The sequence below is a fragment of the Arthrobacter globiformis genome (genome assembly GCF_046536215.2).
In the GTDB taxonomy this organism is placed as follows: domain Bacteria; phylum Actinomycetota; class Actinomycetes; order Actinomycetales; family Micrococcaceae; genus Arthrobacter; species Arthrobacter globiformis_E.
The window spans coordinates 934,162-959,534 of record NZ_CM143421.1 but is presented as its reverse complement, the minus strand read 5'-3'; the positions used below and the strand labels follow the sequence as shown (position 1 = coordinate 959,534).

Annotated in this window: 21 protein-coding genes; 13 read left to right on the top strand and 8 right to left on the bottom strand. The window is 60.6% G+C overall.

The features are described from left to right. Positions 1–18 precede the first annotated feature (18 nt). The 5 genes from R5O87_RS04350 to R5O87_RS04330 are packed head-to-tail and all read left to right on the top strand — an operon-like array spanning position 19 to position 4,863. Complete coding sequence (locus tag R5O87_RS04350) at positions 19–885, top strand: citryl-CoA lyase (RefSeq protein WP_410557403.1); 867 nt, start codon at positions 19–21, stop codon at positions 883–885. After that, positions 870–1,631 (top strand): SDR family NAD(P)-dependent oxidoreductase, encoded by a 762-nt coding sequence (locus R5O87_RS04345; protein WP_410557402.1) that lies wholly within the window; start codon positions 870–872, stop codon positions 1,629–1,631. Before R5O87_RS04350 ends, R5O87_RS04345 begins: the two co-directional genes overlap by 16 nt. Positions 1,632–1,657: 26 nt before the next feature. Beyond that, the gene (locus R5O87_RS04340; RefSeq protein WP_410557401.1) at positions 1,658–2,881 is read left to right on the top strand and encodes an NAD(P)/FAD-dependent oxidoreductase; all 1,224 of its coding nucleotides are present in this window, start codon (positions 1,658–1,660) and stop codon (positions 2,879–2,881) included. After that, a complete protein-coding gene (locus R5O87_RS04335) occupies positions 2,862–3,998 on the top strand; it encodes an acyl-CoA dehydrogenase family protein (protein ID WP_410557400.1) in 1,137 nt (378 codons plus the stop codon). The genes R5O87_RS04340 and R5O87_RS04335 overlap by 20 nt, the downstream gene beginning before the upstream one ends. 25 nt (positions 3,999–4,023) lie before the next feature. Then, on the top strand, positions 4,024–4,863 hold the full coding sequence (locus tag R5O87_RS04330; protein WP_410557399.1) for a polysaccharide deacetylase family protein: 840 nt from the start codon (positions 4,024–4,026) through the stop codon (positions 4,861–4,863). Between the two features lie 146 nt (positions 4,864–5,009). Here R5O87_RS04330 and R5O87_RS04325 read toward each other — a convergent pair whose 3' ends face one another. Together R5O87_RS04325 and R5O87_RS04320 are read right to left on the bottom strand one after the other, a co-directional pair. After that, positions 5,010–5,393 carry a RidA family protein gene (locus R5O87_RS04325; protein ID WP_410557398.1) on the bottom strand — a complete coding sequence of 128 codons (384 nt, stop codon included), beginning with the start codon at positions 5,391–5,393 and terminating at the stop codon, positions 5,010–5,012. 59 nt (positions 5,394–5,452) lie between these two features. Continuing rightward, a complete protein-coding gene (locus R5O87_RS04320) occupies positions 5,453–5,608 on the bottom strand; it encodes a hypothetical protein (RefSeq protein WP_410557397.1) in 156 nt (51 codons plus the stop codon). Positions 5,609–5,774: 166 nt separating this feature from the next. Between R5O87_RS04320 and R5O87_RS04315 the strand changes: the two genes are divergently transcribed. The 5 genes from R5O87_RS04315 to R5O87_RS04295 all read left to right on the top strand — a co-directional run bounded on the left by R5O87_RS04315 (position 5,775) and on the right by R5O87_RS04295 (position 10,215). Further along, a complete protein-coding gene (locus R5O87_RS04315) occupies positions 5,775–6,575 on the top strand; it encodes an amino acid ABC transporter ATP-binding protein (protein ID WP_410557395.1) in 801 nt (266 codons plus the stop codon). A gap of 5 nt (positions 6,576–6,580) precedes the next feature. Continuing rightward, positions 6,581–7,228, top strand: coding sequence for an amino acid ABC transporter permease (locus R5O87_RS04310; protein WP_410557459.1), 648 nt, complete (start codon positions 6,581–6,583; stop codon positions 7,226–7,228). Beyond that, the gene (locus R5O87_RS04305) at positions 7,225–7,881 is read left to right on the top strand and encodes an ABC transporter permease subunit (protein ID WP_410557394.1); all 657 of its coding nucleotides are present in this window, start codon (positions 7,225–7,227) and stop codon (positions 7,879–7,881) included. Before R5O87_RS04310 ends, R5O87_RS04305 begins: the two co-directional genes overlap by 4 nt. Positions 7,882–7,919: 38 nt before the next feature. Beyond that, the gene (locus tag R5O87_RS04300) at positions 7,920–8,756 is read left to right on the top strand and encodes a substrate-binding periplasmic protein (protein ID WP_410557393.1); all 837 of its coding nucleotides are present in this window, start codon (positions 7,920–7,922) and stop codon (positions 8,754–8,756) included. Positions 8,757–8,952: 196 nt separating this feature from the next. Then, positions 8,953–10,215, top strand: a complete 1,263-nt coding sequence (locus R5O87_RS04295; RefSeq protein ID WP_410557391.1) for an MFS transporter — start codon at positions 8,953–8,955, stop codon at positions 10,213–10,215. 81 nt (positions 10,216–10,296) lie between these two features. Here R5O87_RS04295 and R5O87_RS04290 read toward each other — a convergent pair whose 3' ends face one another. The 4 genes from R5O87_RS04290 to R5O87_RS04275 form a co-directional block, all read right to left on the bottom strand. Further along, on the bottom strand, positions 10,297–12,456 hold the full coding sequence (locus tag R5O87_RS04290) for an amylo-alpha-1,6-glucosidase (protein ID WP_410557390.1): 2,160 nt from the start codon (positions 12,454–12,456) through the stop codon (positions 10,297–10,299). Between the two features lie 760 nt (positions 12,457–13,216). Further along, complete coding sequence (locus R5O87_RS04285) at positions 13,217–14,350, bottom strand: alcohol dehydrogenase family protein (RefSeq protein WP_410557389.1); 1,134 nt, start codon at positions 14,348–14,350, stop codon at positions 13,217–13,219. A gap of 33 nt (positions 14,351–14,383) precedes the next feature. Further along, positions 14,384–14,860: an enolase C-terminal domain-like protein gene (locus R5O87_RS04280; protein ID WP_410557388.1), complete on the bottom strand. Its 477-nt coding sequence runs from the start codon at positions 14,858–14,860 to the stop codon at positions 14,384–14,386. Positions 14,861–15,705: 845 nt separating this feature from the next. Beyond that, on the bottom strand, positions 15,706–17,181 hold the full coding sequence (locus R5O87_RS04275) for an APC family permease (protein WP_410557386.1): 1,476 nt from the start codon (positions 17,179–17,181) through the stop codon (positions 15,706–15,708). A gap of 439 nt (positions 17,182–17,620) precedes the next feature. Here R5O87_RS04275 and R5O87_RS04270 point away from each other — a divergent pair, with 439 nt between their 5' ends. The 3 genes from R5O87_RS04270 to R5O87_RS04260 all read left to right on the top strand — a co-directional run bounded on the left by R5O87_RS04270 (position 17,621) and on the right by R5O87_RS04260 (position 21,721). Further along, complete coding sequence (locus R5O87_RS04270) at positions 17,621–19,939, top strand: molybdopterin-dependent oxidoreductase (RefSeq protein ID WP_410557385.1); 2,319 nt, start codon at positions 17,621–17,623, stop codon at positions 19,937–19,939. Beyond that, entirely contained in the window at positions 19,936–20,295 is a 360-nt protein-coding gene (locus R5O87_RS04265) for a hypothetical protein (RefSeq protein ID WP_410557383.1), read from the top strand. The genes R5O87_RS04270 and R5O87_RS04265 overlap by 4 nt, the downstream gene beginning before the upstream one ends. A gap of 490 nt (positions 20,296–20,785) precedes the next feature. Beyond that, positions 20,786–21,721, top strand: coding sequence for an EamA family transporter (locus R5O87_RS04260; RefSeq protein WP_410557458.1), 936 nt, complete (start codon positions 20,786–20,788; stop codon positions 21,719–21,721). Positions 21,722–22,163: 442 nt separating this feature from the next. Here R5O87_RS04260 and R5O87_RS04255 read toward each other — a convergent pair whose 3' ends face one another. Together R5O87_RS04255 and R5O87_RS04250 are read right to left on the bottom strand one after the other, a co-directional pair. After that, positions 22,164–23,606 (bottom strand): aldehyde dehydrogenase family protein, encoded by a 1,443-nt coding sequence (locus R5O87_RS04255; RefSeq protein WP_410557382.1) that lies wholly within the window; start codon positions 23,604–23,606, stop codon positions 22,164–22,166. Between the two features lie 551 nt (positions 23,607–24,157). After that, positions 24,158–25,096, bottom strand: a complete 939-nt coding sequence (locus tag R5O87_RS04250) for a restriction endonuclease (protein WP_410557381.1) — start codon at positions 25,094–25,096, stop codon at positions 24,158–24,160. Between the last annotated feature and the right edge of the window lie 277 nt (positions 25,097–25,373).

The window sequence follows — 25,373 nt, the reverse complement described above, 5'->3', positions numbered from 1 at the left end:
AGACCTAAGCTTCCAAGCATGAACGTGAATCCTGCACCGGCCGCAGAAGCGCTGGAAGCTCAGGAGCAGCTCACAGCTCCCCCCTATTGGTCCACCTCCGTAAGCAGGGTCACTGACTCCAAGGTTTTCATCCGTGGCTATGACCTTGAGGACATGATCGGCGAACTGCCATTCTCCGCCGCAACGTTCCTGTTGCTGCGCGGACGCATTCCGACGCCGGCAGAAGCCGATCTGCTTGATGCGGTTCTTTCCGCCGTGCTTGATTACTCCCTCCAGAAATCCGGCACCGTGGCAGCCCGTTACATCGCTTCGGCCAACCCCAATATGCCGGCCGCCCTCGCCGCCGGCATTCTTGGAGTAGGCAAGAACACGATGGACCCCTGCGAGACCGCACGGTTCTGCATCCAGGCGTACGAGCGCCTGGAAAGCGGCAGCCTTCCTGCGGAAGAACTCGCCCAGCAGATCGTCGATGAACTGCGTTCCCGGAAGCAGCGAATCCCAGGACTCGGGCACCCGGTCTTCCGGTATGTCGATCCGCGGGCGCAGAAGCTGAAGGAAAAGGCCGTCGCAGCCGGGGCGTGGGGTCCGCGGGCCGAATTCTTTGAACAGATCCACCGGGCATTCACCAGCATCCCGGGCAAAGAGTCGATCGTCTTGAATGACGTCGGCATGATGGGCCTTGTGCTGGTCGAGATGGGATTCAGTCCCGAAGAAACCACTGGCCTGGCGATCCTGTCGACCCTACCGGGCGTGATTGCCCATGTGGCTGAAGAAATCAAGGCCGCGCGGCCCATCCGCACCGTCCCTGAGGGCACGGCCGAATACGACCAGACAGTCAGAAATTTTGTAAACGACAGAAAGGATTCGGGATGGGACGCAGAGTAGCCATTACAGGTGCAGGAGCAGGAATCGGCCGCGCCATCGCCGCCGCTTTCGCTGAGCGTGGCGACACCGTCTTCGTGGGAGACATTTCCGAAGAACGGCTTGCCGAACTGAAAGCCTCGGTCACCGGGGACATCCACACCCGCCAGCTGGACGCCTCGGACTTCTCCTCAATGGCCGCCTTTGCCGAAGAAGCAGCAGACGGCCAGAACCTGGACATCTTCGTCAATAACGCCGGGCTCTTCGACGGTTACGCAGGGCTGGACGACACCTCTGAAGAGCTGTGGCAGAAAATTATTGACGTCAACCTCACCGGATACTTCAACGGATGCAAAGCTGCCCGGGCGTTCATGAAGGGCCGGCCCGGGCGCATCATCAACATTGGCTCCGTAGCCGGACAGCACGGAGGAGCCGATGGTTTGGCCTATGCCGCCAGCAAGGCCGGCATCGAGGGCATGACCCGGCGTCTGGCGATCGATCTCGGCCCGGAGGGCATCACGGCCAATGTCGTTGCACCGGGGGTCACGGCAACGAACATCAGGGCAAACTCCAGTGATCAGATCGGACATCTGGTCGACATGAACCGGGGCGTAGGTGCCACTCCGGAACTGATGGATTTCCTCATTCCGCTCAAACGTTCCGGCGAGCCGGAAGAGGTCGCGGCACTTGTGGTGTTTCTGGCCAGCGCCGAGGCCGCGTACATTACAGGTCAGGTAATCCACGTGGACGGAGGATGGCACGCCACCTAGGCGCGCCATAGGGCGAAGGAACGAACATGAACTTGGACCAGGCAGACATCGTTGTAGTGGGCGGCGGCATTACGGGCCTCTCCACCGCTTATGCCCTCAAACAACGAGGCTATGACGTTGTGCTCGTAGAACAGCGTTTTCTGGCTTTCGGCGCATCAGGTCGTAATTCAGGGGGTGTCTGGGTCCAGTCCATGGCGTCCGGGCCGGAACTGGACCTTGCCCGCAATAGCCTTCGAACCCTGCACACTCTGGAAGGGGAGCTGGGCCGGACTTTTGATTTCGCCACCTGTGGCGGCGTGTTCTTCCATGAGACCGAGCAGCAGGCAGGCATTCTTGCCGACTACGCTGCCGACCGCCGCGCCCAGGGCATCAGAGCTGAGACCATTACGGTGTCCGAGGCCCGGGACATGGCACCTGGCATTCCCGACTCGGCCCTTGGCGCCCTCTCCTTCCCGGATGACGCCAAGCTGAGCACATCCAAACTCGTTAACGGGCTCGGTCAGCTGGTTCGAAGGCTGGGTATCAGGGTGTACGAGAACACGGCCGCCCTGAGCCTGATCAGAAGCGGGGACTCGGTCACAGGGATCCGAACAGTCCGCGGAAACATCCTGGCCGGGGGAGTGGTGTGGTGCGCAGGCCCGTGGGCAGCGAACCTCGACTCCGAAGGCATCAAGCTCCCGCTTAAACTTGTCCGCGTCGGTCTGCTCATGACCCAGCCCATCCGCGCCCACTTGCCGGCGATGACGCGGGGCCCCCTCGGCGCCCGGCATATCGCGCCGCTGCGTGCCCTTCCGTCCTATACCCCGGAGGCGTTCGCGGACATAGAGGCGCACCGCGGCAAACCCGGATACGAAGACGTCGTGGTCCAGGGAGGTGAGGGCAACCTGTACGTCGGGCACACCCTTGATGAGGCCAACTCCCTGAACCCGCACATCACCCTCGAGTCCTCTCGAATGATGATCGACACCATCCTCACCCGACGGCCGGAATTCGGGGAACTGGGCGTCACCGGCCTGTGGGCCGGCATCGTCGGCAGGACCCCCGATGAACTGCCCATCATCGACCAGGCCGAAGGCCTCTTCATCAACACCGGGCACAGCGCCGGCGTCGCAACCGGGCTGTTCGCCGGGGAACTCATGGCCCAGATGGTGGCCGCAGAAGAGACAACCCTGTCCCTGGAGCCCTTCTCATTGGCGCGGCCGGGCCTGAACACAGAAAGCACCGAACTCTATGCAGCAGGACCTATCTGACAACGACCAAGCTTTCCTGAGCCGGGTTACCCGCTTCGTCGAGGAAGAAGTCATCCCCGCGGCCGATGCCCTTGATGCGGCCGAAACATACCCGGACTTCCTCATCCAGCGCCTGAAGGAACTGGGACTCTTCGGGGCAAGCACCCGCCCTTTGAGCGTTTACTGCCTGGCTCTGGAAGAAATCGGCCGAGGATGGCTTAGCCTGATCCCGGCGGTGAACGCACACTCATCCTCTGTGTGGACCATGAAACACTACGGCACCCCGGAGCAGCAGCGCGTCTGGCTGCAGCCGTTGATGACCGGGGAAACTCTTGCCTGTCTGGCCCTGACCGAACCCACAGGCGGCTCGGACCTGCAAAACCTGAGCTCCACTGCGACCCTCTGCGACGACGGCTGGGTGATCAACGCCCACAAAACCTTCATCACCCATGCCGACAACAGCGACGCCATGCTGCTGCTGGCACGGACAGCCGCCCGGAACAACGCCGAACCTGGCCTGTCCCTCTTCATGCTCCGCCGTGATGAATGGGAGGTGAAACGGAAACTGCCCAAACTGGGCACCAAGGGCATCGAAACCTGCGAGCTGCACGTCACAGACCTGCACATACCCGCGGACAGGCTCGTGGGCGGGATCCCGGGCAGAGGCTTCGGCCAGGTGATGGACGCACTCGAAGTAGGACGCCTGGCCGTCGCCGCCGCAGCTGTTGGGGTGGGCCGCAGCGCCCTCTGGTCCGCTGTCGAGCACACGCGCACCCGGGAGTCCTTCGGCACGACTCTAGGGGAAATGCCGGCTGTCCAGGCGAAGCTGGCGCAGGTCGGCAACTCCCTGGCCGCTGCCAAGGCGCTGACCCTCGCCGCGGCCGCCGCGAAGCAGGCAGGCGGCCGCTGCGATCTGGAAACGTCATCAGCGAAAGTCACCGCGGCCGATGCGTCTGTCCAGGCAGCCCTGACTGCCATGGAACTCGCCGGTGGTGCCGGGTATCTGGAGGACCACCGTTTCGCCCGGATCCTGCGTGATGCCACCCTGTTCCTGGCCGGCGAAGGCTCAAACGGAGTCCTCAACGCCCTCATCGGCAAACGTATCCAAGGTGCTGAGAAAAGCCTCGCCTGGATCTGAGCCACCTTACTGATCGGAGCCACCTGTGCCCTTGAAACTGCCCCCGGGCAAGAACCTAGCTGTTTCCATCAGCGCCGACTTCGACGCCCACGCCGTATGGATGGGCTCGTTCGGGACTGCCTCGCCGTCGTTCCTCTCGCGTGGAGAATTCGGCGCCGAGGTGGGCGTGCCGAGGCTGCTAGAGACTTTCGCCCGGTACGACATACAAACCACCTGGTGCGTTCCCACCCACACCATTCAAACCTTCAGGCGTCAGTGTCAGGACATCGTCGAGCACGGTCACGAAATCGCGGCTCACGGCGTTTATCACGAGTACATTCCCAAGCTTGAAGCCGATGAGGAACGCCGCCTCATGGAACTGCAGATATCCCAGCACGAACGCCTTCTGGGCCGGCGACCGGCCGGGTACCGGTCACCGGCATGGGACTTCTCGGACTCGACACTGGGACTGCTGGAGGAGTTCGGCTTCAGCTGGGACTCCTCTCTCATGGGCCGGGACTTTGAACCATACCGGCCACGGCCTGTGGTCAGTCAAAGCCGCGAGGAGGGCAACACTTTCGGTGAACCCAGTTCCCTCCTGGAAATACCCGTCTCCTGGTACCTTGATGACTTCCCGCCACTGGAGAATCTTCCCCGCAGTGTCGGCATGGCAGCCACCAATGATGTTCTGTCGCGCTGGACTGACCTCTTCAACTTCGCCTACCAGCGGGTACCCAACGGGGTCTTTGCCCTTACGCTCCATCCGCAGACCATTGGACGAGGGCACCACCTGCTCATGCTGGAGCAGTTCCTGGACCATGTCAGCTCCCACTACGGAGTCTGGTTCACCACGCTCTCGGACATCGCCGATTGCTGGGAAGACTAGCGGAGGTTGTTGGAAGTCCGGACACCATGGACGTCCGCGATCGGGAGACGGCTCCCTGATCGCGGACCTTCAGGGTCGAAGTTCCCGAGCCAAAAATTGATGCCGGCAGCGTTCGCATCGAACGCTGCCGGCATCAGTCTTTGGTCCTATGCTGCAGCGTTGACCGCTATGACCTCGATTTCAATGAGGTGCTGCGGATCCCACAGGCGGGGAACCTCAATGGCCACACTGGCCGGACGCGCGTCACCGAAGACTTCTTCACGCAGCTCTGACAGCAGGCCTACCGATCCGATGTCGGTGACATACATGGTGGTTTTCACGACGTCGCCCAAATTGGCACCGGCCTCGGCAAGGACGGCCTGCAGGTTTTCAAATACCTGGCGTGCCTGTGCGACGAGATCTTCACCCACCGTCTCGCCACTGGCATTCACCGGGACCTGGCCGGTCGTGAAGATCAGGCCTCCGGAGACGACCGCGTGGCTGTAATTCCGCCCCAGGGGCACTGAGACCGTGTTTAGTTCCTTGCGCACATCTACTCACTTTCCGACCTCAACGGTCGTGTCGAAGGTGGAGGCGGACGTCCCGGGAACTAGTCGGTCTCGGGACCGGCGCAGTAATGGCAGTCATCCGGGCACTGCAGGGCGTCCTTCTCGACTTTGGTACGCGTGTGCCGGTGAGAATGCGCGCCGTCTATGCCGGGGGACTGCAGAACGGCAGCCTTGTCCTTAACCTCCACGCTGTTCATTCCTCAATTTTTCACGACAACAAGGAATTTTTATTCGTCCATCTTCCCGATCTGCTTTCCGTGATTCGGAAGTCCTCCAGTTCTATGACCCGGGACACATTTCTAGAGTTCAATGCGACGGCCGCTTCCGCCCTGAGGCGGCCCCTCATTCGAAAGGTCCCTCCGCATGGACACCGTAATCCCCGGCATGGCCGGTGCACCCAGAAAAGTCCCGCCTGGCGAATTCGCCGCTGAAGCAGTAGACATCGTCGTCGACTTTCACGGCCACAGGGCCGTGGACAGCGTCTCCCTGGGCGTTGCCAAGGGCGAAGTATGCGCGGTTATTGGCCCCAGCGGCTCGGGAAAAAGCACACTGCTTCGGACCTTCAACCATCTGCAGGCACCCAGCAGTGGCCAGATTCTGCTTGACGGTGCCCCTGCCATCCGTTCCGGGAGACCGTCTTCGGGTGAGCTGATGGCGTTGCGCCGCAAGGTCGGCATGTGCTTCCAGTCTTTCAACCTTTTTCCACACCTGACCGCAGCCGAAAACATTGTCCTCGCGCAAGTCAAGGCCTTGGGCAGGAACAAGTCGGCGGCACGGGAGAGGGCACTGCAACTGCTGGACCGGGTAGGCCTGTCTGCCAAGGCCGACTTCAAGCCCTCCCAATGCTCCGGCGGCCAGCAACAGCGCATCGCCATCGCCAGGGCGCTTGCGCTCGACCCGGAGATCATGCTGTTCGACGAACCCACCTCGGCACTCGATCCTGAGCTCGGGGCGGAGGTGCTCGCGGTCATGCGTGAACTCGCCGGCACTGGGATGACGATGATCGTCGTCACCCATGAAATGCACTTTGCCGAAGACGTCGCCGATCACTTGGTGTTCATGGCAGACGGCCGGGTCGTCGAGCAGGGCCAACCGAGCCTCGTACTGCGCGACCCGCAACACGAGCGGACCCGCCGTTTCCTCAGGGCGGTGAACGAGCGTTGACCGAAATGTTGGAGGCCTTTCGCGCCATTGCTGCCGGAATCGGCACGACAGCAACGTTGACCCTCTCCAGTTTCCTGCTGGGTGCGATCCTCGCGATCCCGGTCGCTCTTGCCCGGGTCAGCCCGGCGCCCGCCCTGCGGGCGGTTGCCGGCGCGTACATCCAGATCAGCCGCGGTGTTCCGCCTATTGTGTGGCTCTTCGTCATCTACTTCGGGTTGTCCCAGTTCCAACTCCGCTTCAGCAGCATGAGCGCGGCGACGACCGGGCTGAGCCTGATTTCTGCCGGCTACATCGCAGAAATTTATCGCGCCGGCCTAAATGCCATCCCGTCCGGCCAGCACGAAGCCGCCCAGGCGCTCTCCCTTCCCAAGGGTGCAGCTTTCACACATGTGACGGTTCCTCAGGCCATAGTCGCTGTGGTTCCACTGTCCGTTGCCTACCTGATCGGTTTGCTAAAGGACAGCGCCGTTGCATCAGTCATTGGCGCCCAAGACATTACGGCCATGGCGCTGGCAGCCAGCAAACGTTCCCCTGACGCAATGCTGGTCTTTATCCTGGCCGGCGCCGTTTACCTGATCATCAGCCTTCCGATTGCATCTTTCGGACGTTGGGCCGGTAACCAGGTCGCAGCACGATGGGCGGTTCGGGCATGAGCAACGACAGTTGGATCGCGCTTCTGGGTGACATGCTCCCGGGCTTGGCCATCAGCTTGCAGCTCACCTCAGGAATGCTCGCCATAGGCCTCCCACTGGGACTCCTTCTCGCCGCGGGAATTTCCCGCCCGGACAAGTTCACGAGATACACAGCCGTGGCAGCCGTAGAGATCGGCAGGGGGGTGCCCGTCTTGGTCCTGCTCTACCTTGTCTACTTCGGCCTCCCTCAGACCGGCCTTACCCTGGACGGTGTTCTGGCAACCATGCTTGCCCTAGGAATCAGCTTTGCAGGGTACACCGCCGAGGTATTCCGCGCCGGCATTCAAGCCGTACCTGCGGGCCAACACGAGGCAGCAAAAGCCCTCGGCCTCCCTGGAGGCGCCACCTACTTTCGAGTCATTTTTCCGCAAGCATTGAAGATCATTATTCCTCCCCTGCTGGGATGGGCTGTCGTCTTCTTCCAGACGACTTCACTCGCTTTCGCCCTCGCCGTCCCGGAACTCCTTAGCCGCGCTTACGTGCTCGCGACCACCAACTTTCAATACCTGAACATGCTTGCAATCGCGGCTGCCCTTTATGCTGCCATCGCCATCCCGCTGTCCATGCTGGCGGAACGCCTCGCCCGCCGGGAAACCCAGCACGGCAAGGCCTAAGACCCAACCACCCACCCCCAATAAGATAGGACCACCCATTGAAGTTCACCCTTCGCACGGCTGCCATAGTCATCGCCCTCTCGGCCTCCGGCCTCCTCACGGCCTGCGGATCAACCTCCCCGACAGCCGCCAAAGCCGACTGCACACCGGAAACGCAGTTCAAGACCCTGCAGGAAGCAACCCTGACCGTCTCCGGACCTGACTACCCCCCGCTCTTTACCTCCCAGGGCAACACCATGGACGGGGTCGACGGGAAAATCCTCGAATCCTTTGCCGCAGCCAACTGCCTTCAGACACAGGTCAAGAACCTCCCCGCCGCCGGCGTCATTGAATCCGTCAAGTCTGGGCAGGCAGACGTTGCAGCCGGCGGCTGGTACCCCACAAAGGAGCGCGCCCAGATCGTCAACTTGTCGGATCCGGCCTACAGCGACACGGTAGTGCTGGTCGGCAAGAATCCGTCATCGAAAATAACCGACTACGCCGGGAAGAAGATCGGTACGACCCAGGGCTACCTTTGGGTGGATGACCTGACCAAGTGGGCCGGCGACAACGCCAAGCTTTACCAGTCCCCCGACGCCGTGTACCAAGACCTGGTCGCCGGCCGAATCGACGTCGCGCTCATGGCAGTCAACGAAGCCGCCTACAGGCTCAAGTCATCGGACAACGGCATCAGCTACGTCCAGCTCGAGCCGACCAGCATCATCAAAGCCACCCAGAATCCCTCCGTGACCTGCTTCCCCAGCTCCAAGGGCAATGACGAACTCACCACTGCCCTGAACAACCACATCAAGAAACTGCGTGACAGTGGCCGCCTCGGGGAAATCCTCAAGTCATTCAACATCGACCCCGCCGCCGCGAATCCTCCCAAGGCCTGACCCATACCAGCCCGGCATGCTAAGCCGTGCCGGGCCCAAGCAGGGGGCGTGCCGACGGACATTCCGGCACGCCCCCTACCCAAAGAACATCACACCCGCCAAGCGGAGCCCCTGAAAGGGACCACACGTGACAGCACCCGAGCCTCAAACTTCAACCACAGGAAAACCAGACGCGGTCTCCCTCCGACGAGTGGTCATGTCCAGCACCATTGGCGCCGTGCTGGAATGGTTCGACTTTTTCGCCTTCGCCTCCCTCTCCGGACTCATCCTGGGGAAGCTGTTCTTCAGCCCAACCGATCCAGCCGCAGAAATTCTGCTCGGCTTCAGCACGCTCGCTGTTGGCTACTTCGCCCGGCCTATCGGCGGCATCATCTTCGGCCACTTCGGTGACCGGCTCGGACGCAAGCCCATGCTCATGATCACCATATGGCTCATGGGAGTAAGCACAGTCCTCCTCGGACTTTTCCCCACGTACAGCGTCATTGGGATCGGCGCCACCGTCACGTTGGTGCTGCTGCGCGTCATTCAAGGCCTCGCCGTCGGCGGCGAGTACGGCGGGGCGGCCCTGCTCATCATTGAACACGCCGCCAAATCAAACCGCCGCGGACTCTACTCAGCATGGGCAAACGTCGGCGCTTCCATGGGTTTCCTGCTCGCGTCCGCATTGCTGGCACTGCTGACCGCCACCACAACCCAGGAACAATTCGAGACCTGGGGCTGGCGCGTTCCCTTCCTGGTCAGTGCCGTGCTGCTGCTGGTCGGCTCCTACATCCGCAAGCAAATCCAGGACACACCCGAGTTCAAAAAGCTCAAGAGCCAAGAAGAAGGCAGTCACTCCAAGGTCCACAAAGTGCCTCTGCTGACTCTGCTCAAGACCCAGTGGCGCGCCCTGATCACTGCCGTCGCCGTGCCGTTAGCCACGCTTGTCTTCTACCAGATCGGCCTTGTCTTCATCACCCCGTACGCCACCCGGTATGCAGGCTACGGGGCAACGGCAGTCCTCACGGCCATCACCATCGCGCAGCTCTTCTACATCGCACTGTCGATTTCCTTCGCCTACCTCTCTGACCGCATCGGCAGGCGTCCAGTTATGGCCTTCGGGGCCGTCGGATGCGCGCTTTGGGTGTCCTTCGTCTATTTCAACCTCTTGAAGGACGGCAACTTTCCGCAGCTCGTCCTTGCCGTCACCGGGCTGCTGTTCTTCGTAGCAGCGACATGGGGACCACAGGCCGCCTTCCTCGCCGAACTCTTCAGCGCAGACGTCCGCTACAGCGGGATTTCTGTGGGCTACCAGCTGGCAGGTGCCTTGTCAGGCCTCACACCGCTCGTGGCCTTCGCTGCATTGAGTGGTTCAGGATCCTGGTTTGCCATCGCCCTCGGTACCGCGGCTGTCTCCGTCGTCGCAGGCATTGGAATAGCAACCACGAAAGAGACGGCCTTTGAGCGCCTCAGGAACTAGCCAGACCCACTGGCTGGACCGGAAACACGCACGGGGAGCCCAAGAACGAACCTCCAACCTGGCCTCCTGGTGCCAACTAGTTTAGTTCCTTCTACGCCTGCGATCCGATTGCTCCACAAGCTCGGTTATCCAAGGACGGGAGCCGCGGTGAAAGGAGATGTTGTCAGGGAGACCGTGAACTGTCGGAACTGAGCCCTGTACGTCTATGGTGATCCGGCCGGGACCCATCGGCGCATTGGATATGTGTACGTCCCCGTAGGCCTTCGGAAGCACCGGATCCATCCACATACCTCCCCGGGAGATGTGGGCGTCATAACGCATGAGACTCGTTATCAGGAGGATAGGAGTAGTCGCCGCCCAGGCCTGCGGGGAGCAGGCCGTCGGATACGGCACCGGCTCTGGGAACTGATCCCGGCTGAAGCCGCAAAACAATTCCGGCAAGCGGCCGCCGGTGAATTCGGCTGCGTCCAGTAAGGCCGAGGCTATCTTTTGCGCTTCGTCAACAAAGCCATAGCGCAACAGACCAGCGGCGATGATTGCGTTGTCATGCGGCCAGACCGAACCGTTGTGATAGCTAGCCGGGTTGTAGGCGCCCATGTCGCTGCCTAAGGTCCTTATTCCCCAGCCGCTGAACATCTCTGGAGACATCAGCCGCTCTGCAACCAGCGGGGCCTTGTCGTCATCGATCAGGCCGAGCCAAAGACAGTGGCCCATGTTGGAAGCACAGGCATCCACCTGATTCTTCTTGCCGTCCAGGGCAACAGCGTAGTATCCCGCCTTGGGCATCCAGAAATGCTCGTTGAACCTCCTTTTGAAAAGCGCCATCTTGTCGGCCAGTTCGTTTCCGAGGGCTTCGTCGCCTGCATCGTAAGCCATCCACGCCCGTGCCGCGTAGGCTGCGTATACATAAGCCTGGACCTCGCATAATGCGAGGGGCGGTTCCGCCAGATGGCCATCGGCGAAGTTGATTCCGTCCCATGAGTCTTTCCAGCCCTGATTGATCAAGCCCTGATTGTTAAGACGCTCATACTCGACGAACCCGTCTCCATCCTTGTCCCCATAGTCTCGAATCCAGTCCAGAGCGCGGTCGGCATTGGGCAGCAACGCCTGAATGACTTCCTTCGCGAACCCCCAGCGGCTGACAGATCCGAGCACCGCCACAAAGAGCGGCGTTGCGTCCACGCTGCCGTAATAAACGGATTTGCCACCAAGCGCCAGCCCGCTGGAAACGTCGAGCCTGACCTCATGAAGAATCTTGCCGGGCTCTTCCTCGCTCAACGGGTCCACGGCGTTGCCCTGGTAATCGGCCAGTGTTTGCAAAGTCCCCAATGCTAAGGAGGGATCCACCGGCAAGGACATCTCAGAGGCCCAGAGGGAGTCCCTGCCGAATAGAGTCATGAACCACGGGGCTCCGGCGGCCACTACGACGCGTTCCGGATGCCTTGGATCTTCGATGCGAAGCGCGCCGAGGTCGTCATAACTGCGCCGGAGAGTTCGCTCGATGGAGCGGTTGCCGATCTGAAGTCTGGGGATTTTGGCCACCCACTCCAACCGGCGACGGTCCATCGGCGACGGACCTTCCCTTGTCTTGGGAGCGAACGGATCGGTTGCCTCTGCTTCCTGGGTCGCAGGGACGGCGCTCAGAAAAGTGCTCCAGTACCCGCGTGCCGGCACCGTCACACGGTAAGTAGCGTTCCCTGAATTGACGACCGCCCCTGGCGCGTCGATGTTGATCGCCTTGCGGATTTTGCGCCATGTTGAGCTGATGGTTAATCGCCCCGCCGCAACAGAACGAGTTTCCTGCCAGCGCCGCTGTACGCGGGCTTCCTTCACTTCGAACAAGTCGGCAAAATCCGCTTCCGCGTGGAGGACAACTACACAATCCGCTGACTTGGTTGAGAAATTACGGATCGTAAGTTCTTCCTGGATTCCGACGCCCACCTCACGTACCCGTTCGACAATCAGGGGGCTGTCTGCATGACCGTGAGTTCCGGGGATACGTCCGGCGAAGATGCCCCGATACGGCTCCGTCATTTGCGCCGTAAGGGCTTCAATGGATTGTCCATTTACGCTGACGTTCCAGCGAGAGAGGATTCGCGTGTCTTGGTGAAACACGCCGTGAGGGAGGTCGGGAAGGATGTCTCCGTTGGGCTGTGAAATACAAAACGAGGAACCCTCGACAAGTGTGACGGTGCCGGCGCCAAGGGGACCTGCGGCCGTGTCAACATTCCATCCAGCCATCTCGGCCCCTTCAGAGACCTTTCCACCCGGACAACCGGTTCGGCGGTTGTCCAGCCCCCGCCCCTCACTCGGAGAGTACCCCGGCATGGCCGTTGGCGCCATAGTACGTGGAATCGGGATCAGTTGCTCCTACCACGTGCCTATCCGTGACTCAAGCCACGGGTGCAGGGGCAAAGCCAGGAGCCCGGCCTCCACGGCGTACGCACCGCCCAAACGACCTTCCTGTCATCCGTCCACGCATCGCTCGCCGCCCGAAACGGCTGGTTGAGGGCCGGCCTCAACCAGCATGAACATGCTGTCCCCGCCGTCGCGCGGGTCGGCTCATCGGGCCCCAATGGGCGCTCGATGGCCGGTGAGCGGCCCGCACGCACGCCATGCGGCGCATTCCTGCGGACCTGCTCGCGACTTTGTTGTGAACGCCGTGACCGTTCCTGGGCGTTCTCTTCCAGAGCCTGTCCGTGGGGGCTTTGGCAGAGACGGTGGGGGAAATGCCTGTTCCCGTGGGGGTCACCAGAGCGCCGTACCGGACCACTTTAATGGCCTGGTGGGCCACTGCGTCCGCAGCCATTGTTCAGCTCCTCGTCCATGGGGGGCATTATCGATCACAGTGGAGTGTGCCCGTCCGGCTTCCACGGGGCAGTTCAGCTGCAAGGTCATATATCCCGCGCAATCGGACCACCAGTCAGCCCTAAATCCAGGCTATTCTGCCGTGGCAGGTGTAGGTGGGCCGATAGACCGGCCCACCTACACGTCATCGTTATTACATATTGGGATCGATCACCAGCTTGCCGAAGTGCTGGCGCTTAACAAGTTCGGCCTGGGCATCGGCGAGTCGCTCGAGTGGGAATATGCCATCAAGCGTGGGTTTGAGCTCGCCAGCCTCAATGAGCGCAACAACACGCTCAAATGTCTTGGCGGTTGGGCAAGTGATTCCGTACAGCTCGAGGTCCTTGTAGATCAGGTCCCGCAGGTCAATGGATTGCACCGGACCTGCGATGGCCCCGGCCGTCGTGTAGCGCCCGCCCCGGCTCATCATCTTGAGCAGGCTGCCGAAGTTCGGACCGCCCACCACGTCTGCAACGACATCTACGGCACGCGTGCCAACCAGGTCCTCCACGGCCGCGAGCAGGTCCTCGGTTTCGCGCGCGATGAAGTGGGCCACGCCGAGGCTCCTAACGCGCTCTTCCTTGGACGCACCCGCTACGGCGATAACCTTCGCTTCGCGAACGTGCGCAAGCTGGATCAGTGCGGTGCCCACACCACCGGCAGCACCGGTGATCAGCACAGTCTGCCCCTCACTCAGACGAGCACGCTCGAGCATTTCCTCCGCAGTATCGAAGGAGCAGGGAAAGGTTGCCAGTTCACTGTCCGAGAGCGGGGAATCAACGGCATGCGCATTGATTGCAGGAATCGCCACGTATTCTGCAAAACCACCGTCCCGTTCACTGCCGACGTACTCGACAAGTTGGGCCCGCAGGGGAGCCTGAGCATCACGTACGCAGGGGTCGACAATGACGCGCTCTCCGATACGGCTGCTGTCAACGCCCTTGCCTACCGCTGCGACATATCCGACTGTTGCCGCGCCGCTGATACGTGGAAAAGACACACTGGAAGTGTTCCACGACGAAGCAGTCGTGACGTTGGAACCATCGCTGACACCCTTTTCGCCAAACTCCTCGGAATATCCAGTGCTGACATTGCGGTTGTACCAGGCGGTGCGGGTGTTTACATCGGTGTTGTTAACACCGCACGCCCCGACTTTCACCAGGACCTCGTTGTCCGCCGGGACCGGCACAGGGACATCTGTGCGGTAGGCAATGACGTCAAGACCGCCGTGCCCAGTAAGCACCGACGCCCGCATTTGGGTGGGAACGATGACTGATTGGAGTGACACTTCTTACTCGCTTTCTATTGGGTACTGAGGGGGTTAATTCACGACCAGGAACGCGGAACCCAGAACCGCCGGGTCGGGCTCCACGCCAAGGCCGGGTCCATCAGGAACTGTCAGTTTGCCGTTGACGTTCCGGGCGCCTTGGTCGGGAGCCGAATCGACGGTAAGCATGTCCTGGCAGCTCCAGGTTCCAATGCAACGGTTTTCAGGCAGCGTGCTGGCGAAGTGGGCCACAGCGCTGTCGTTGATGACCGTGCCGGCCATGTCCATCACCAGCATGGGTATGCCAAACTCAAGGCAGATGTCCCGGATCCAACGTGCCCGGGTAATGCCTCCGACCCTGGCCTGAGAGAGTTCGGGATGCGTTTGTGACGGCACCGGCTCCGAGCTTCCGGGCAAGGGCCCTGACCTGCTGACAGGTGCAAGAACCTCACGGGAGATGAGCCGGGACCTCCCGGTTGCGAGGATCGGGAGGTCCCGGCGGCTTTTGGAGACTCCGTCTCTTGCGGTCATAGAGGACACCTAAGCCTCAAAAGAAGAATCTGTCTAAATCCGTCCTGATCCGTCGTTAATGTGGGCGCCGTTGATCATTCCGGACGTCTCTTATACAGCCACGGGTGACAGACCTTCATCTATGTGAAAAAGACGTCGTTCTCCTGAGACGCTTACCAGCCAGATTATTTTTCCGTCATTCGTCTTCGCATCCAGCGTTCCCCTGAAATGCGTTCTTTCATCGGTCAGTAGACCTACAGTTTGACCGATTTCGAGATCCAACCATGGAAGGGCACTGGTACTTCTCGGATGTGTGATCACTAGAGGCTCCTTTGCATGCCAAACTTCTGAAAACTCAAATTGCTCCGTGCCGCTCTCATCAGGATCTCCCGGCGGCGGAATGAGCGCATCGGTATAAGGACGAAGTCCCCTCGCGTCCATGGGAATAATGCCAAGAACTTACCAGCTTGCGCATGCTCTTAAGGGGCGGGGGAGCGGCAGTCAATGCGCTGCAATCACAGCGAACTCCCGCTGTCCACGGCTGCAGAGCCTCAGCCTCTCGCAGCGACAGACCAGGCTGCGACGCGAGGACCACATCCAAACCGCTAGAGGTCACCCTTCGAGTCAGCGAGCGGGAGACTGCCAGGTAGTCAGAAATCACTGAAATTGGGCTCTGAGAGCTGTTTGGCGAGGTCTTGTTCGAGGTTACTTCCGTACGGAGCCGGTGGGGAGAGGGGTGCCGGCCACACCGGGGGGTGTTCTGGACTGACCGTCAAAAGCACGACGACCGAAGGAACCGGTAGCCGCATGCACATCTGCGCCCCGTCGGAGTCTTTTGACTCTAAACGGGGCGCACATGCATTTATCTACTCGGGCTTGGGAACGATGTCCCCGGCGTCGTTGCGGCCGATGCGGGCGTAGACATCAGGGCGGCGTTTTCGGTACACGGCCGCGGTAACCATGCCGGTGGCGATGATGGCCAGAATCGCGGCCAGAACCACCCAGGTGAGTATGCCTTCCGTGCCGACGATCAGTTCGAAGTTTGACGTGGCCAGTATCAGCGCGATGGTCATAAAAATAGTCGAGACTCCGGTAGTCACCGTCTGCCAAACGGCCTTTTTTCCTCCCGTGCGGTCGCGGGCGAGGAAGACGGTAATGGCCAGGGCTGCGACAGCGATCAGGACGGTAAAGGCATAGGCGTAGATACCCGCCGTCCGAGCGTAGGCAATGCCACCCTCCAGCCCTGCCAAGGAGAGGATGCCGACTACGACGAGAATGCTGACGGCGACCGAGGCCCGGTGCGGAGAGGAATGGCGGCTGTGAACGCGGGAGAGCGATTTTGGCAGCACACCGTCGGCGCTGAGGTTGAAGAGGTAGCGGGATGCGACGTTGTGGCTTGCCAGTGAGAGCGCGAAACTGCTGGTGATCAGCAACGCGGTGGCCGCGTAGTAGGCGAAGCTGCCGGTGAACTGTTGAACACTGTCACCTGAGGCCGTCTCCAGATTGGTTTCGAGGACTGTCATGATGGCCTGGGGGCCGTAGGAGTTGATGAAGACCCAGGCAGTGAGTGCGTAAAGGACGGTGAGGACGGCAACTACGGCGTAGGTCGCGCGAGGAACGGTCTTCTCGGGCCGTTTCACTTCATCACGGAAGATAACGCTGGCTTCGAATCCGCCGTACATGCCCATCGCCAGAAGGAACGCCACTCCGATAGAGCCGCTGAAGATGTTTTCAGGCTTGAAGCTTTCCAGTCCCAAACCATGGGCGCCACCCTGGGCAATCACCGAAGCGTTGTAAACGACCATGAGGATGAGCTCGAGCGCCAGGAAGAAGGTCAGGATCTTGGCGGAGAAGTCGATGTTCAGATACCCGAGGGCTGAGGTGATGATGAACATCGCCAGGCCGTAGATCCACCAGGAAAGGCCCGGGCCGCCAAGATCCTTCACGAGGTGCTCGGCAGCGAGACCGCCAAGAGCGTAGGCGCTGAGGTTGGCAGCGTAGTAGCAGATCAGTGCTGTGTATCCCGTGCCGAGGCCGACGATCCTGCCCAGACCGGCCGTCGCGTATGAGTAGAAACCGCCTGGTTTTGGAAGCCTGAGGCCCATGGCCACGAGGCCCGTGGCGAAAAGCATGGCAACGACGCCACATACGAGGACCATCACGGGAGTACCGACTCCGTTGCCGAGTAGGATGACAACGGGAATGTACCCGAGGAACACCACCATCGGCCCGTTGTAGGCCAGGATGGTGAAGACGAGGTTGAAGAAGCCGATATTGCCGTGAAGCTGGCCCTCTCCGTGGGATTTTACGCCCTGTGGGGGACGTGTCTCAGTGTGTGGCATTGGTCGAAAACTCCTGTCGAGTCCGCAGAGATTGGAGCGCCTTGAGGTAGGCGCTTACACGGTTCGAGGCACCATCGCTTCGGCCCGCTGAAAATGACTACACGTTGAAGGTAGGCCCTGGCGACTTGCCCGAACTATTGGAGATCGTCCGAATCGGGGAGCCACCAGTTGTGATGTGACTGAAATCTCATAGCTACCCGCCCCGGGCAGCGGCGTTGACGAAGGCCGTCGGGCCCGCATATTGGAAAAATTACGGGCGCTTGCCCGCACGCTCAGCCTTTGTCCAATAATTATCTGTCACCGACGGCGATACGCTCGAGGAGAGGAAGGATCGGCGAGGATTCCACACCGTGGCTGCCTTTCCTTCCAGCTCAGCGACAACAAAACCTGCCCTCCGGAATGAGATGAGGGCCCTCAGCAGGGAGTGAGCGGGAGCAACATGCCAACCCATTTGACACACTGGGGAGCGTTTGAAGCAGAGAGCGATGGCAAGTCGCTCACTTCGGTCCGTCCCTGGTCCGGCGACCCTGATCCACGGGACATTCTGGCCAACACAGCATCTGCCCAACACCATCCCACACGAGTTCTGCGCCCGTCTATCCGGCGCGGGTGGCTGGAGAACGGCCCGGGACCCAGCACGGCCCGGGGCGAAGAACCCTTCGTCGAAGTTTCTTGGGAACGGGCACTTGATTTGGTCAGCAAAGAGCTTGACCGCGTCTACACCGAGCATGGAAGTTCCTCGGTCTACGGCGGATCCTACGGATGGGCCAGTGCAGGCCGGTTCCATCATGCCCAAAGCCAAATCCATCGGTTCCTGAACACCCTGGGCGGTTACGTTGCCGGCATCAGTGACTATAGCTACGGCGCGTCAGGCATCCTGCTCCCGCACATCATCGCGGGTGCCGACGAAATCATGGCAAAGGCAAGTTCATGGAAAGTCGTCAGTGAAACCACTGACCTGTTCGTGTGCTTCGGGGGTCTCTCAGAAAAGAACAGCGGAATCGGCCCTGGCGGAATCGGCAGGCACCAGGCCCGGGGAGCAATTGAGAAGGCTGTGTCCCGGGGATGCCGCTTCATCGACATCACACCGATCGCCGACGACACCTATGCCGAGGCCAGAGCCGAATGGATCGCTCCACGCCCAGGCAGCGACGCGGCGCTGATGCTCGCACTTGCATTCGTTCTCGACGCCGAGGACCTCGCCGATCGTGCCTTCCTCTCCAAATACTGCGTCGGCACCGAAATGTTTCTGCCCTATCTTCGCGGCGACGTCGATGGAATTCCAAAGGACCCGAAGTGGGCGGAGGAAATCACCACTGTGCCCGCCACGAGGATCGAACGCCTCGCCCGGGAAATGGCTTCTTCCCGCACCATGATCAACCTCAGCTGGTCGATGCAACGCCAGCAGCACGGCGAGCAGCCGATCTGGTTAGGCGTGACCCTGGCGGCAATGCTGGGACAAATCGGGCTGCCCGGCGGCGGTTTTCAGCACGGTTACGGTTCCTCCGCCGACATCGGCCTTCCCCTCCGGGTCTCCAGTGCACCGTCCCTTCCCCAAGGGCGCAACACCGAGGCACTCGGGATTCCGGTCGCCCGGATATCCGACATGCTCCTCAACCCTGGCACCGAGATTGACTTCAACGGCCGGCGCATCACACTTCCGAAGATCGAACTGGTTTACTGGGCGGGAGGAAATCCGTTCCACCATCACCAGGACCTGGCGCGGCTGCGCAGCGCTTTCACAAAACCGTCCACGGTCATAGTCCATGAGCAGTTCTGGACCAGCACGGCCAGACACGCGGACATCGTGCTGCCGGCGACCATGTCCTTTGAACGCGACGATTACGGGGCCGGCAGGAACGACCCGACTTTTTTTCCGATGCACGCCCTCACCGTGCCGGCAGGAGAAGCACGGGATGACTACGCGATTTTTGCAGCCATCGCTGAGAAACTGGGGTGTGGTGAGCAGTTCACCGAAGGACGAACCACCCTTCAATGGCTCCGCTACCTCTACGACAGATGGCAGACACGCCTAAAGGAGAAGGACGTCGATGTCCCGGACTTCGATACATTCTGGGCAAGCGAGAAGATGGAGATTCCCGTCATAGACCAGGCTCAGGTCCTCTTCTCAGATTTCCGCCATGACCCCGAGCAGCACCCATTGCGAACAGCAAGTGGCAAGATCGAGATCTACTCATCAGTCATCGCCGGGTTCGGTTACCCGGATTGCCCCGGCCACCCCGTCTGGATCGAACCCGACGAATGGCTCGGTAACGCCGGCCGCTACCCGCTGCAGCTCATCGCCAACCAGCCCAAGACACGGCTCCACAGCCAACTCGACATCGGGACAACCAGCCAGAAATCCAAGGTGCAGGGACGTGAACCCCTTCGCATGCATCCCGAGGACGCGGAGGCCCGGAAACTTGTGGAGGGCGACGTTGTGCGGCTGTTCAATGACCGCGGCGCCTGCCTCGCAGGTCTTGTTATTACACCGGCGGTTCGTCAGGGAGTGGTGCAGCTTTCCGCGGGCGCCTGGTACGATCCGGCGCCGGATGACCCCTCCTTCTGCCGGCACGGCAACGTTAATGTGCTGACCGCCGACCGCCCTTCGTCAAGTCTTTCCCAGGCAACGACGGCGCAGCACGCCCTTGTCGAGGTCGAAAAATGGAAGGGATCCATCCCAGAGGTGATGGTCACCCGACCGCCGAGGTTCCACCCGGAAGATCAGCAGAGCAACGCGGAAACGAAAAATCCATGAGGAAGGACCAACAGGGCCAAATGCTCCTCTCGACTTCCATGGATCCGGCCAGTCCATCATTTTCTTTCCCCGGACGCGACCACCGGCCGCAGACAGATAGTGCGGTGGAGGAATCGGCGGATCTGCCCATGTTCTTTGATCCCATCGAACAGCTAGTGCACTTTGTTCCCAAAAAACCAGATTCCGGACTGACGTCGCAGAATCCAGAAGACAAGCGGTCCGGGAAACTTGCCCGTCCGCAAACAAGGGTTGCGGACAGGAGCGCCATGATCGGCTTGGTAGCCCTGGATCTCGATGAACTCCGGGTACAAAGACGTGGCGGTCCGCAGGAAACACTTCGTCACTGCACGGATTAGTGAGTCGAAGCTCTCTGGTTGAACGTCCATATTACAGTTGCGAGTCAATCGCGTGGATACCGCTGAAGATCGTAAAGGTGCCGCTTGGACAAGCGCTTAGCCACTTGGAGCAAAAGGATGGCCAGTTGACCAAAGATTCAGGCCCAAGACACTATGCCCTGTCGGCAGAGGAGAGTGCTCGCCGACAAGTAGACCACCGGGACGACAACAGAGGAAGCTTCTCCGCGATCTCCCCGCGCCTGGCTGCAGCCACAGTCGAGGACATCGAGTGTGGCGAGGACTGCCATTATTGCCACGGTCCTGAAACTGACTGAATCCCACTGGTAATGGTCAGTAGTTTTTGACCGCCGTCCGGCGTTGCCGAGATTCATAAGCCACCGGGGCCTCTCATGACGAAAAGTTGGGAGGCTCCGGTTCCATTCACGAGGGAAATATATGCACTACGGGTATTGCAAATGTAGAAAGCTGCGGCTCAGTGTCCAAGGACGTCATGGCCGGGCCACGTAGCGCAGGAACCGGGGCCTTTCTCGCGTTCGGTGCAATTTGGGCGGGGCAGTTGGGCGGGGCAGTTTCTGTTGGCCTATTCGACCGCATCAGTCCCGAGGACCTGGCTTGGCTTCGATTGGTCTGGGCCAGCGCCGTTCTTGTCATATTCGTCCGACCCTGGCGGCATTCGTGGGATCGCCGGTCGCTGCTAACTTGTGCCGGGCTCGGTGTCGCATCCGGTTCAATGACTTTGCTCTATATGGCCGCTATATCCAGCCTTCCTCTGGGAACGGAGATGGCCCTACAGTTCTTAGGCCCACTGGCAGTAGCCGGATGGCGCGCGCGGAAAAAGGGCAGATTGTGGTGTGCGATGGCCTTCGTGGGCGTTCTGGGGCTAACGGAGCCCTGGCACAGCGGTTTTGACCTTAAAGGTATTGCCCTCGCCTTGGCTGCAGGGCTGTGTTGGGCTGTCTACATCGTCATGACACAACGTGCAGGAGACAACGTGTCCGGACTCCAGGCACTGTCCATGTCTCTGCCCGTAGCAGCATTGCTCGCAACCTGCAGTACAGGTGTCTATGTCGTAGCGCGTGTCCCTCTTGACGTTCTCATGATGAGCCTTGGGATCGGCCTCCTCTCGCCCGTGGTTCCCTTCATTCTTGAACTTCTTGCGCTGCGCAGGCTGACAACCACGGCCTTTGGAGTGCTCATGAGCCTGCAGCCGGCAGTAGGCGCCATTGTGGGCTTCCTGATGCTGGCCCAGGTTCCCCGGCCGCTAGGCGTCGTGGGCATCGTATTGGTGGTGATCGCGGGAGTCGGTGCAACCCGTACAGGTGCCCGCTCCGTGGAGCAATCAGGTGCGAGGACATCCACGAGGGTGTTTTCTGATGGCAGCCCTTCAACCTCTGATCGGCCCGTACCTCCAAATCCGCAGAGATGAGCCCCTTCTGGTCCGGTACAGAAATGGCGGGGCAGCCGCTGTGGTCCTGCCCTGGCACTCGCCTGCCGGGGGCGGGACGCGAAACAGGGGCCATCAGTAGTTGGCAATTCTTAGGAGACCAAGCCGGGCGGAACGACTCGTTGCCGTACCGCAGCGTCGACTCGAACACGCGCCCGCCTGACGGTCATCGGTAGGGGTCCGAGCACGCTGCGACCTCGGTGTATTCAGCGGTCCCCTGGAGTCCTGTATACGCCGGGCTGCGCAGCTCTTCTGCGCAGCCTGAATGGGATCGCGGGCAACGGCCGGTTAGTCGGCGCCCTGAACACCGATAGCTGAGATCCGGGGCGTTCTATTGTGGACATCCCGGACCGCCGTCGTCCGGAAGAACCAAAACGGCGCGGGCCCCACGAAGAGTGGGGCCCGCGCCGTCTTTGTCGAACTCCTAGGAGGTCACGTCTGGTTTGACCATCACGTGCTTGAACTGTGAGTACTCGTCGATAGCGTGGGCAGTGAGTTCATAGCCCAGGCCGGACTCCCCAAAGCCACCGAAGGGCATTTCCGCAGCGTTGTATTCATGCTGGTTGACCCAAACGGTGCCGAACTCGAGTTCCTTTGAGAAACGCAGCGTCCGAGCGAGATTTGTCGTCCAGACGCTCGCCGACAGCCCGAAATTGACATCGTTCGCGAGCATGAGCATCTCGTCATCATCTTTGGCCGCCTGGATGGTCATAACGGGCCCGAAGACCTCGTTTTGGACAATCTCGTCCGTCTGCTTCACATCTGTCACGACCGTGGGTTCGATGAACCATCCGGCCCTGTCGATGCGGCTACCGCCAACACGGATTTTGGCGCCCGCGGCGCGCGCACGCTCAATGAAACCAAGAATTTGATTCATTTGATGTTCCGAAACCACCGGCCCCATCGTGGTTGCCGGGTCAAGCGGGTCACCTACGACCAACGATTTCACCTCGTCGCAGTATGCCTCGACGAATTCGTTGTACACCGTCTCCTCCACAATAATTCGGCATGGTGAAGTGCAGGACTGGCCACTGTTGTAATATCCAAACGCCACCAGATCCCGCGCGGTCTCCCGGATCGGGCTGTCCGCGAAGACCAAAACCGGGGCCTTGCCGCCCAGCTCGAGGCCGAGCCGTTTCACGGTCTTTGCGGCTGTTGCAGCAACGAATTTCCCTGTCGATGTCGCTCCAGTGAGCGAAATCTTCCGGATACCGGGATGCTCCGCCATAGCCGTTCCAGCTTCGCGGTCCCCGAGAATGAGGTTAAGAACCCCTTCAGGGAGGAAACGGTTGGCCACCTCTACGAGTTTAATGGTCGTGGAGGGAGTCAGCGAGGCCGGCTTAAGAAGGACAGTGTTACCGGCGGCAAGCGCCGGCCCGATCTTCCAGACCGCCATCAGGAGCGGGTAATTCCAAGGAGTGATCAGCCCCACGACTCCCAGCGGCTCTCGACGGACCCATGACGTGCTGCCATTCGCGTACTCGCCGGTAGCTGGAACCGAGGAAACACGCGCAGCTCCTGCGAAGAACCGCAGGGCGTCCCACATCAAGGGCATGTCGTCCTGCGCCTGTGCAAGCGGTTTACCCACGTCCACGCTCTCAAGGCGAGCGAACTCTTCGGTTTCCTCCTGAATCGCATCAGCGATCTTGAGAAGTATTTCAGCGCGCTCAGCGTGTGGGGTGGCCCCCCAGAGCTTGAATGCCGCTTCCGCCCGCTGAACAGCGGAATCTACGTCCTCCCGCGTGGCGCGGCGGTAACGCGCAACGACCTGGCCGGTAGCCGGGTTGATCACTTCTGAAGCATTCTGGTCATCCGGAGCCGCAGCGTAGCCTGCAGCATCACCGTTCTGAACCACTGTCGTTGTCAAGATGGCACCTCACATCATGTCGTGCTCGGGTTCGCCAACGCTACTTGGGAAGGCCAACTGCACCCGAATTTCATTGGTAACGCCATCATCTGGCACCCAGCCGTCCACTACGACTGTGAGACTAACGAAAGAATCAGCGGGCTATTCGCGATCTCACAAGTTACCGCACCGCCAGCAACGGCTCGGACCGAACGCCGATAACGGACCTTTCGTCAGCCTGCGGGCAGTGGGGACGAGGGCACGATTTGCCCGAAGCGCCAAAGCCGGAAAGGACCGACGACGGAGCTGGGGGCCGCTGGCGTGGGGGACGCCAGTCGGCTGTCCGCCGCCGGCCGTTTAACACTTTACGCCGCCGCGTCAGACGCAATGGATGCGCGATCATTTCGTCAAAAGACAGAGCCCATTTGAAACGCCGATAACCGTGATTCCGTCGAGTAACGCCCTTAGCAGCCGTGGTTGGCGATCGGGTTGGTTGGAGCCTCAGCGTAGTCGGCGTAACAGGAGCATCGATGCAAGCACGTGAGCGAAAATGATCGGTACACGAGCAGCTTTTACTCGAAAAAATCCTCGTCGATCTCGGCGACGGTGTAGGTCTTGGCGATCTGGACGCCGACTCCGTGCCGGATCATCAGTTCGGTCAACTGCTTGCCATTAATGAGGATGATCCGTGTGGGGATTGACTTCGCGTATTCGATGGCCCCTGCTGAAAACCGACTCGTCGTGATGAATACTCCGCGGGTGGCGCCCCGGCCCGCCAGCGCTCCGACGAAAGATTGGAATGCTTCGCGGCCCACTGTGATGTCCGGGGCGTAGCGTTTGGCTTGTATATAGATCTGGTCGAGGCCCAGCGCGTCCTGGTCGATAACGCCGTCCACGCCGCCGTCGCCGGAGCCGCCGATGCGCCGTCCGCGGTTTTCGGCTCCGCCGTAGCCCATCGTCAGAAGCAACTTGACCACGGCTTCTTCAAAAAAGTCCGGGTGACGCTCCTGCAACCGCTTGAGTAGATCCGTCGCCAGATCCGCCCGCAGCAGTTGGATGCCGCGCTCGATCTGTTCAGTTGGATCCAATTCCGAATCTTCAACGGCGATATCCACGGGGTCCGCTTTAGAGACGTTCTGTCGCTGGGGTTCGTAGTCACGGTAGGCCGGGATGTTCCTCAGGATTTCCTGGGTGATGGCGTAAGGGTTCTTTTGCAGGAGGTCTTTGCCGAGGTCGGTGATGACGAAGCTGCCGCGCTCCGGCTTGGCAACGGCGATAGCTCGCGTCAGATCAGACATCGCCCACCCAATGCGGTTTTCTGCTTTGGGCTGGCCGGAGGAGAGCATCACTGCCCGCTGTTCCTCGGTCATTCCGGCTTCGTCGAGCGTCGCGGTAAGTGAATCCCGTCGAGTCCGGGGTTTACCGTCGGAAAGCACCCGAAGTACCGGAACCATGAATTCGTGCCATTTTGGAATGGGTTCAACAACTGCAGGTGCAGGATTGTCGGTCACAATTCTCCTTCGAGTCGCCGCAGGGGACACAGAGAGCCTTTCAAACATTCCGGTACTCGGTCTAGAGGCTAGAGAGGTGCGGGCGGGCTGACGACTCCTCTTTCTACTGGCGAACCGCGAGTGGCCTCGGCAGCCCGCAGGACTGAGCCCAGTTGTTGCCGTTCAGGCCTTTCAGCTGCCCCTTACTCCGCCAAGTGCTTGGAAGCCCGCATCAACCAGAACTCTGGTCCACTTTTGCTGGCAGGAAGTCCATGGCGATCAGTAGTTCTGAAGAGGA

What these genes read in the sequence shown, in the direction of transcription:
- R5O87_RS04350 (WP_410557403.1), top strand. Translation starts at nt 19, where the DNA reads ATGAACGTGAATCCTGCACCGGCCGCAGAAGCGCTGGAAGCTCAGGAG.
- R5O87_RS04345 (WP_410557402.1), top strand. Translation starts at nt 870, where the DNA reads ATGGGACGCAGAGTAGCCATTACAGGTGCAGGAGCAGGAATCGGCCGC.
- R5O87_RS04340 (WP_410557401.1), top strand. Translation starts at nt 1,658, where the DNA reads ATGAACTTGGACCAGGCAGACATCGTTGTAGTGGGCGGCGGCATTACG.
- R5O87_RS04335 (WP_410557400.1), top strand. Translation starts at nt 2,862, where the DNA reads ATGCAGCAGGACCTATCTGACAACGACCAAGCTTTCCTGAGCCGGGTT.
- R5O87_RS04320 (WP_410557397.1), bottom strand. Translation starts at nt 5,608, where the DNA reads ATGAACAGCGTGGAGGTTAAGGACAAGGCTGCCGTTCTGCAGTCCCCC.
- R5O87_RS04315 (WP_410557395.1), top strand. Translation starts at nt 5,775, where the DNA reads ATGGACACCGTAATCCCCGGCATGGCCGGTGCACCCAGAAAAGTCCCG.
- R5O87_RS04310 (WP_410557459.1), top strand. Translation starts at nt 6,581, where the DNA reads ATGTTGGAGGCCTTTCGCGCCATTGCTGCCGGAATCGGCACGACAGCA.
- R5O87_RS04305 (WP_410557394.1), top strand. Translation starts at nt 7,225, where the DNA reads ATGAGCAACGACAGTTGGATCGCGCTTCTGGGTGACATGCTCCCGGGC.
- R5O87_RS04295 (WP_410557391.1), top strand. Translation starts at nt 8,953, where the DNA reads ATGTCCAGCACCATTGGCGCCGTGCTGGAATGGTTCGACTTTTTCGCC.
- R5O87_RS04290 (WP_410557390.1), bottom strand. Translation starts at nt 12,456, where the DNA reads ATGGCTGGATGGAATGTTGACACGGCCGCAGGTCCCCTTGGCGCCGGC.
- R5O87_RS04280 (WP_410557388.1), bottom strand. Translation starts at nt 14,860, where the DNA reads ATGACCGCAAGAGACGGAGTCTCCAAAAGCCGCCGGGACCTCCCGATC.
- R5O87_RS04275 (WP_410557386.1), bottom strand. Translation starts at nt 17,181, where the DNA reads ATGCCACACACTGAGACACGTCCCCCACAGGGCGTAAAATCCCACGGA.
- R5O87_RS04270 (WP_410557385.1), top strand. Translation starts at nt 17,621, where the DNA reads ATGCCAACCCATTTGACACACTGGGGAGCGTTTGAAGCAGAGAGCGAT.
- R5O87_RS04265 (WP_410557383.1), top strand. Translation starts at nt 19,936, where the DNA reads ATGAGGAAGGACCAACAGGGCCAAATGCTCCTCTCGACTTCCATGGAT.
- R5O87_RS04260 (WP_410557458.1), top strand. Translation starts at nt 20,786, where the DNA reads ATGGCCGGGCCACGTAGCGCAGGAACCGGGGCCTTTCTCGCGTTCGGT.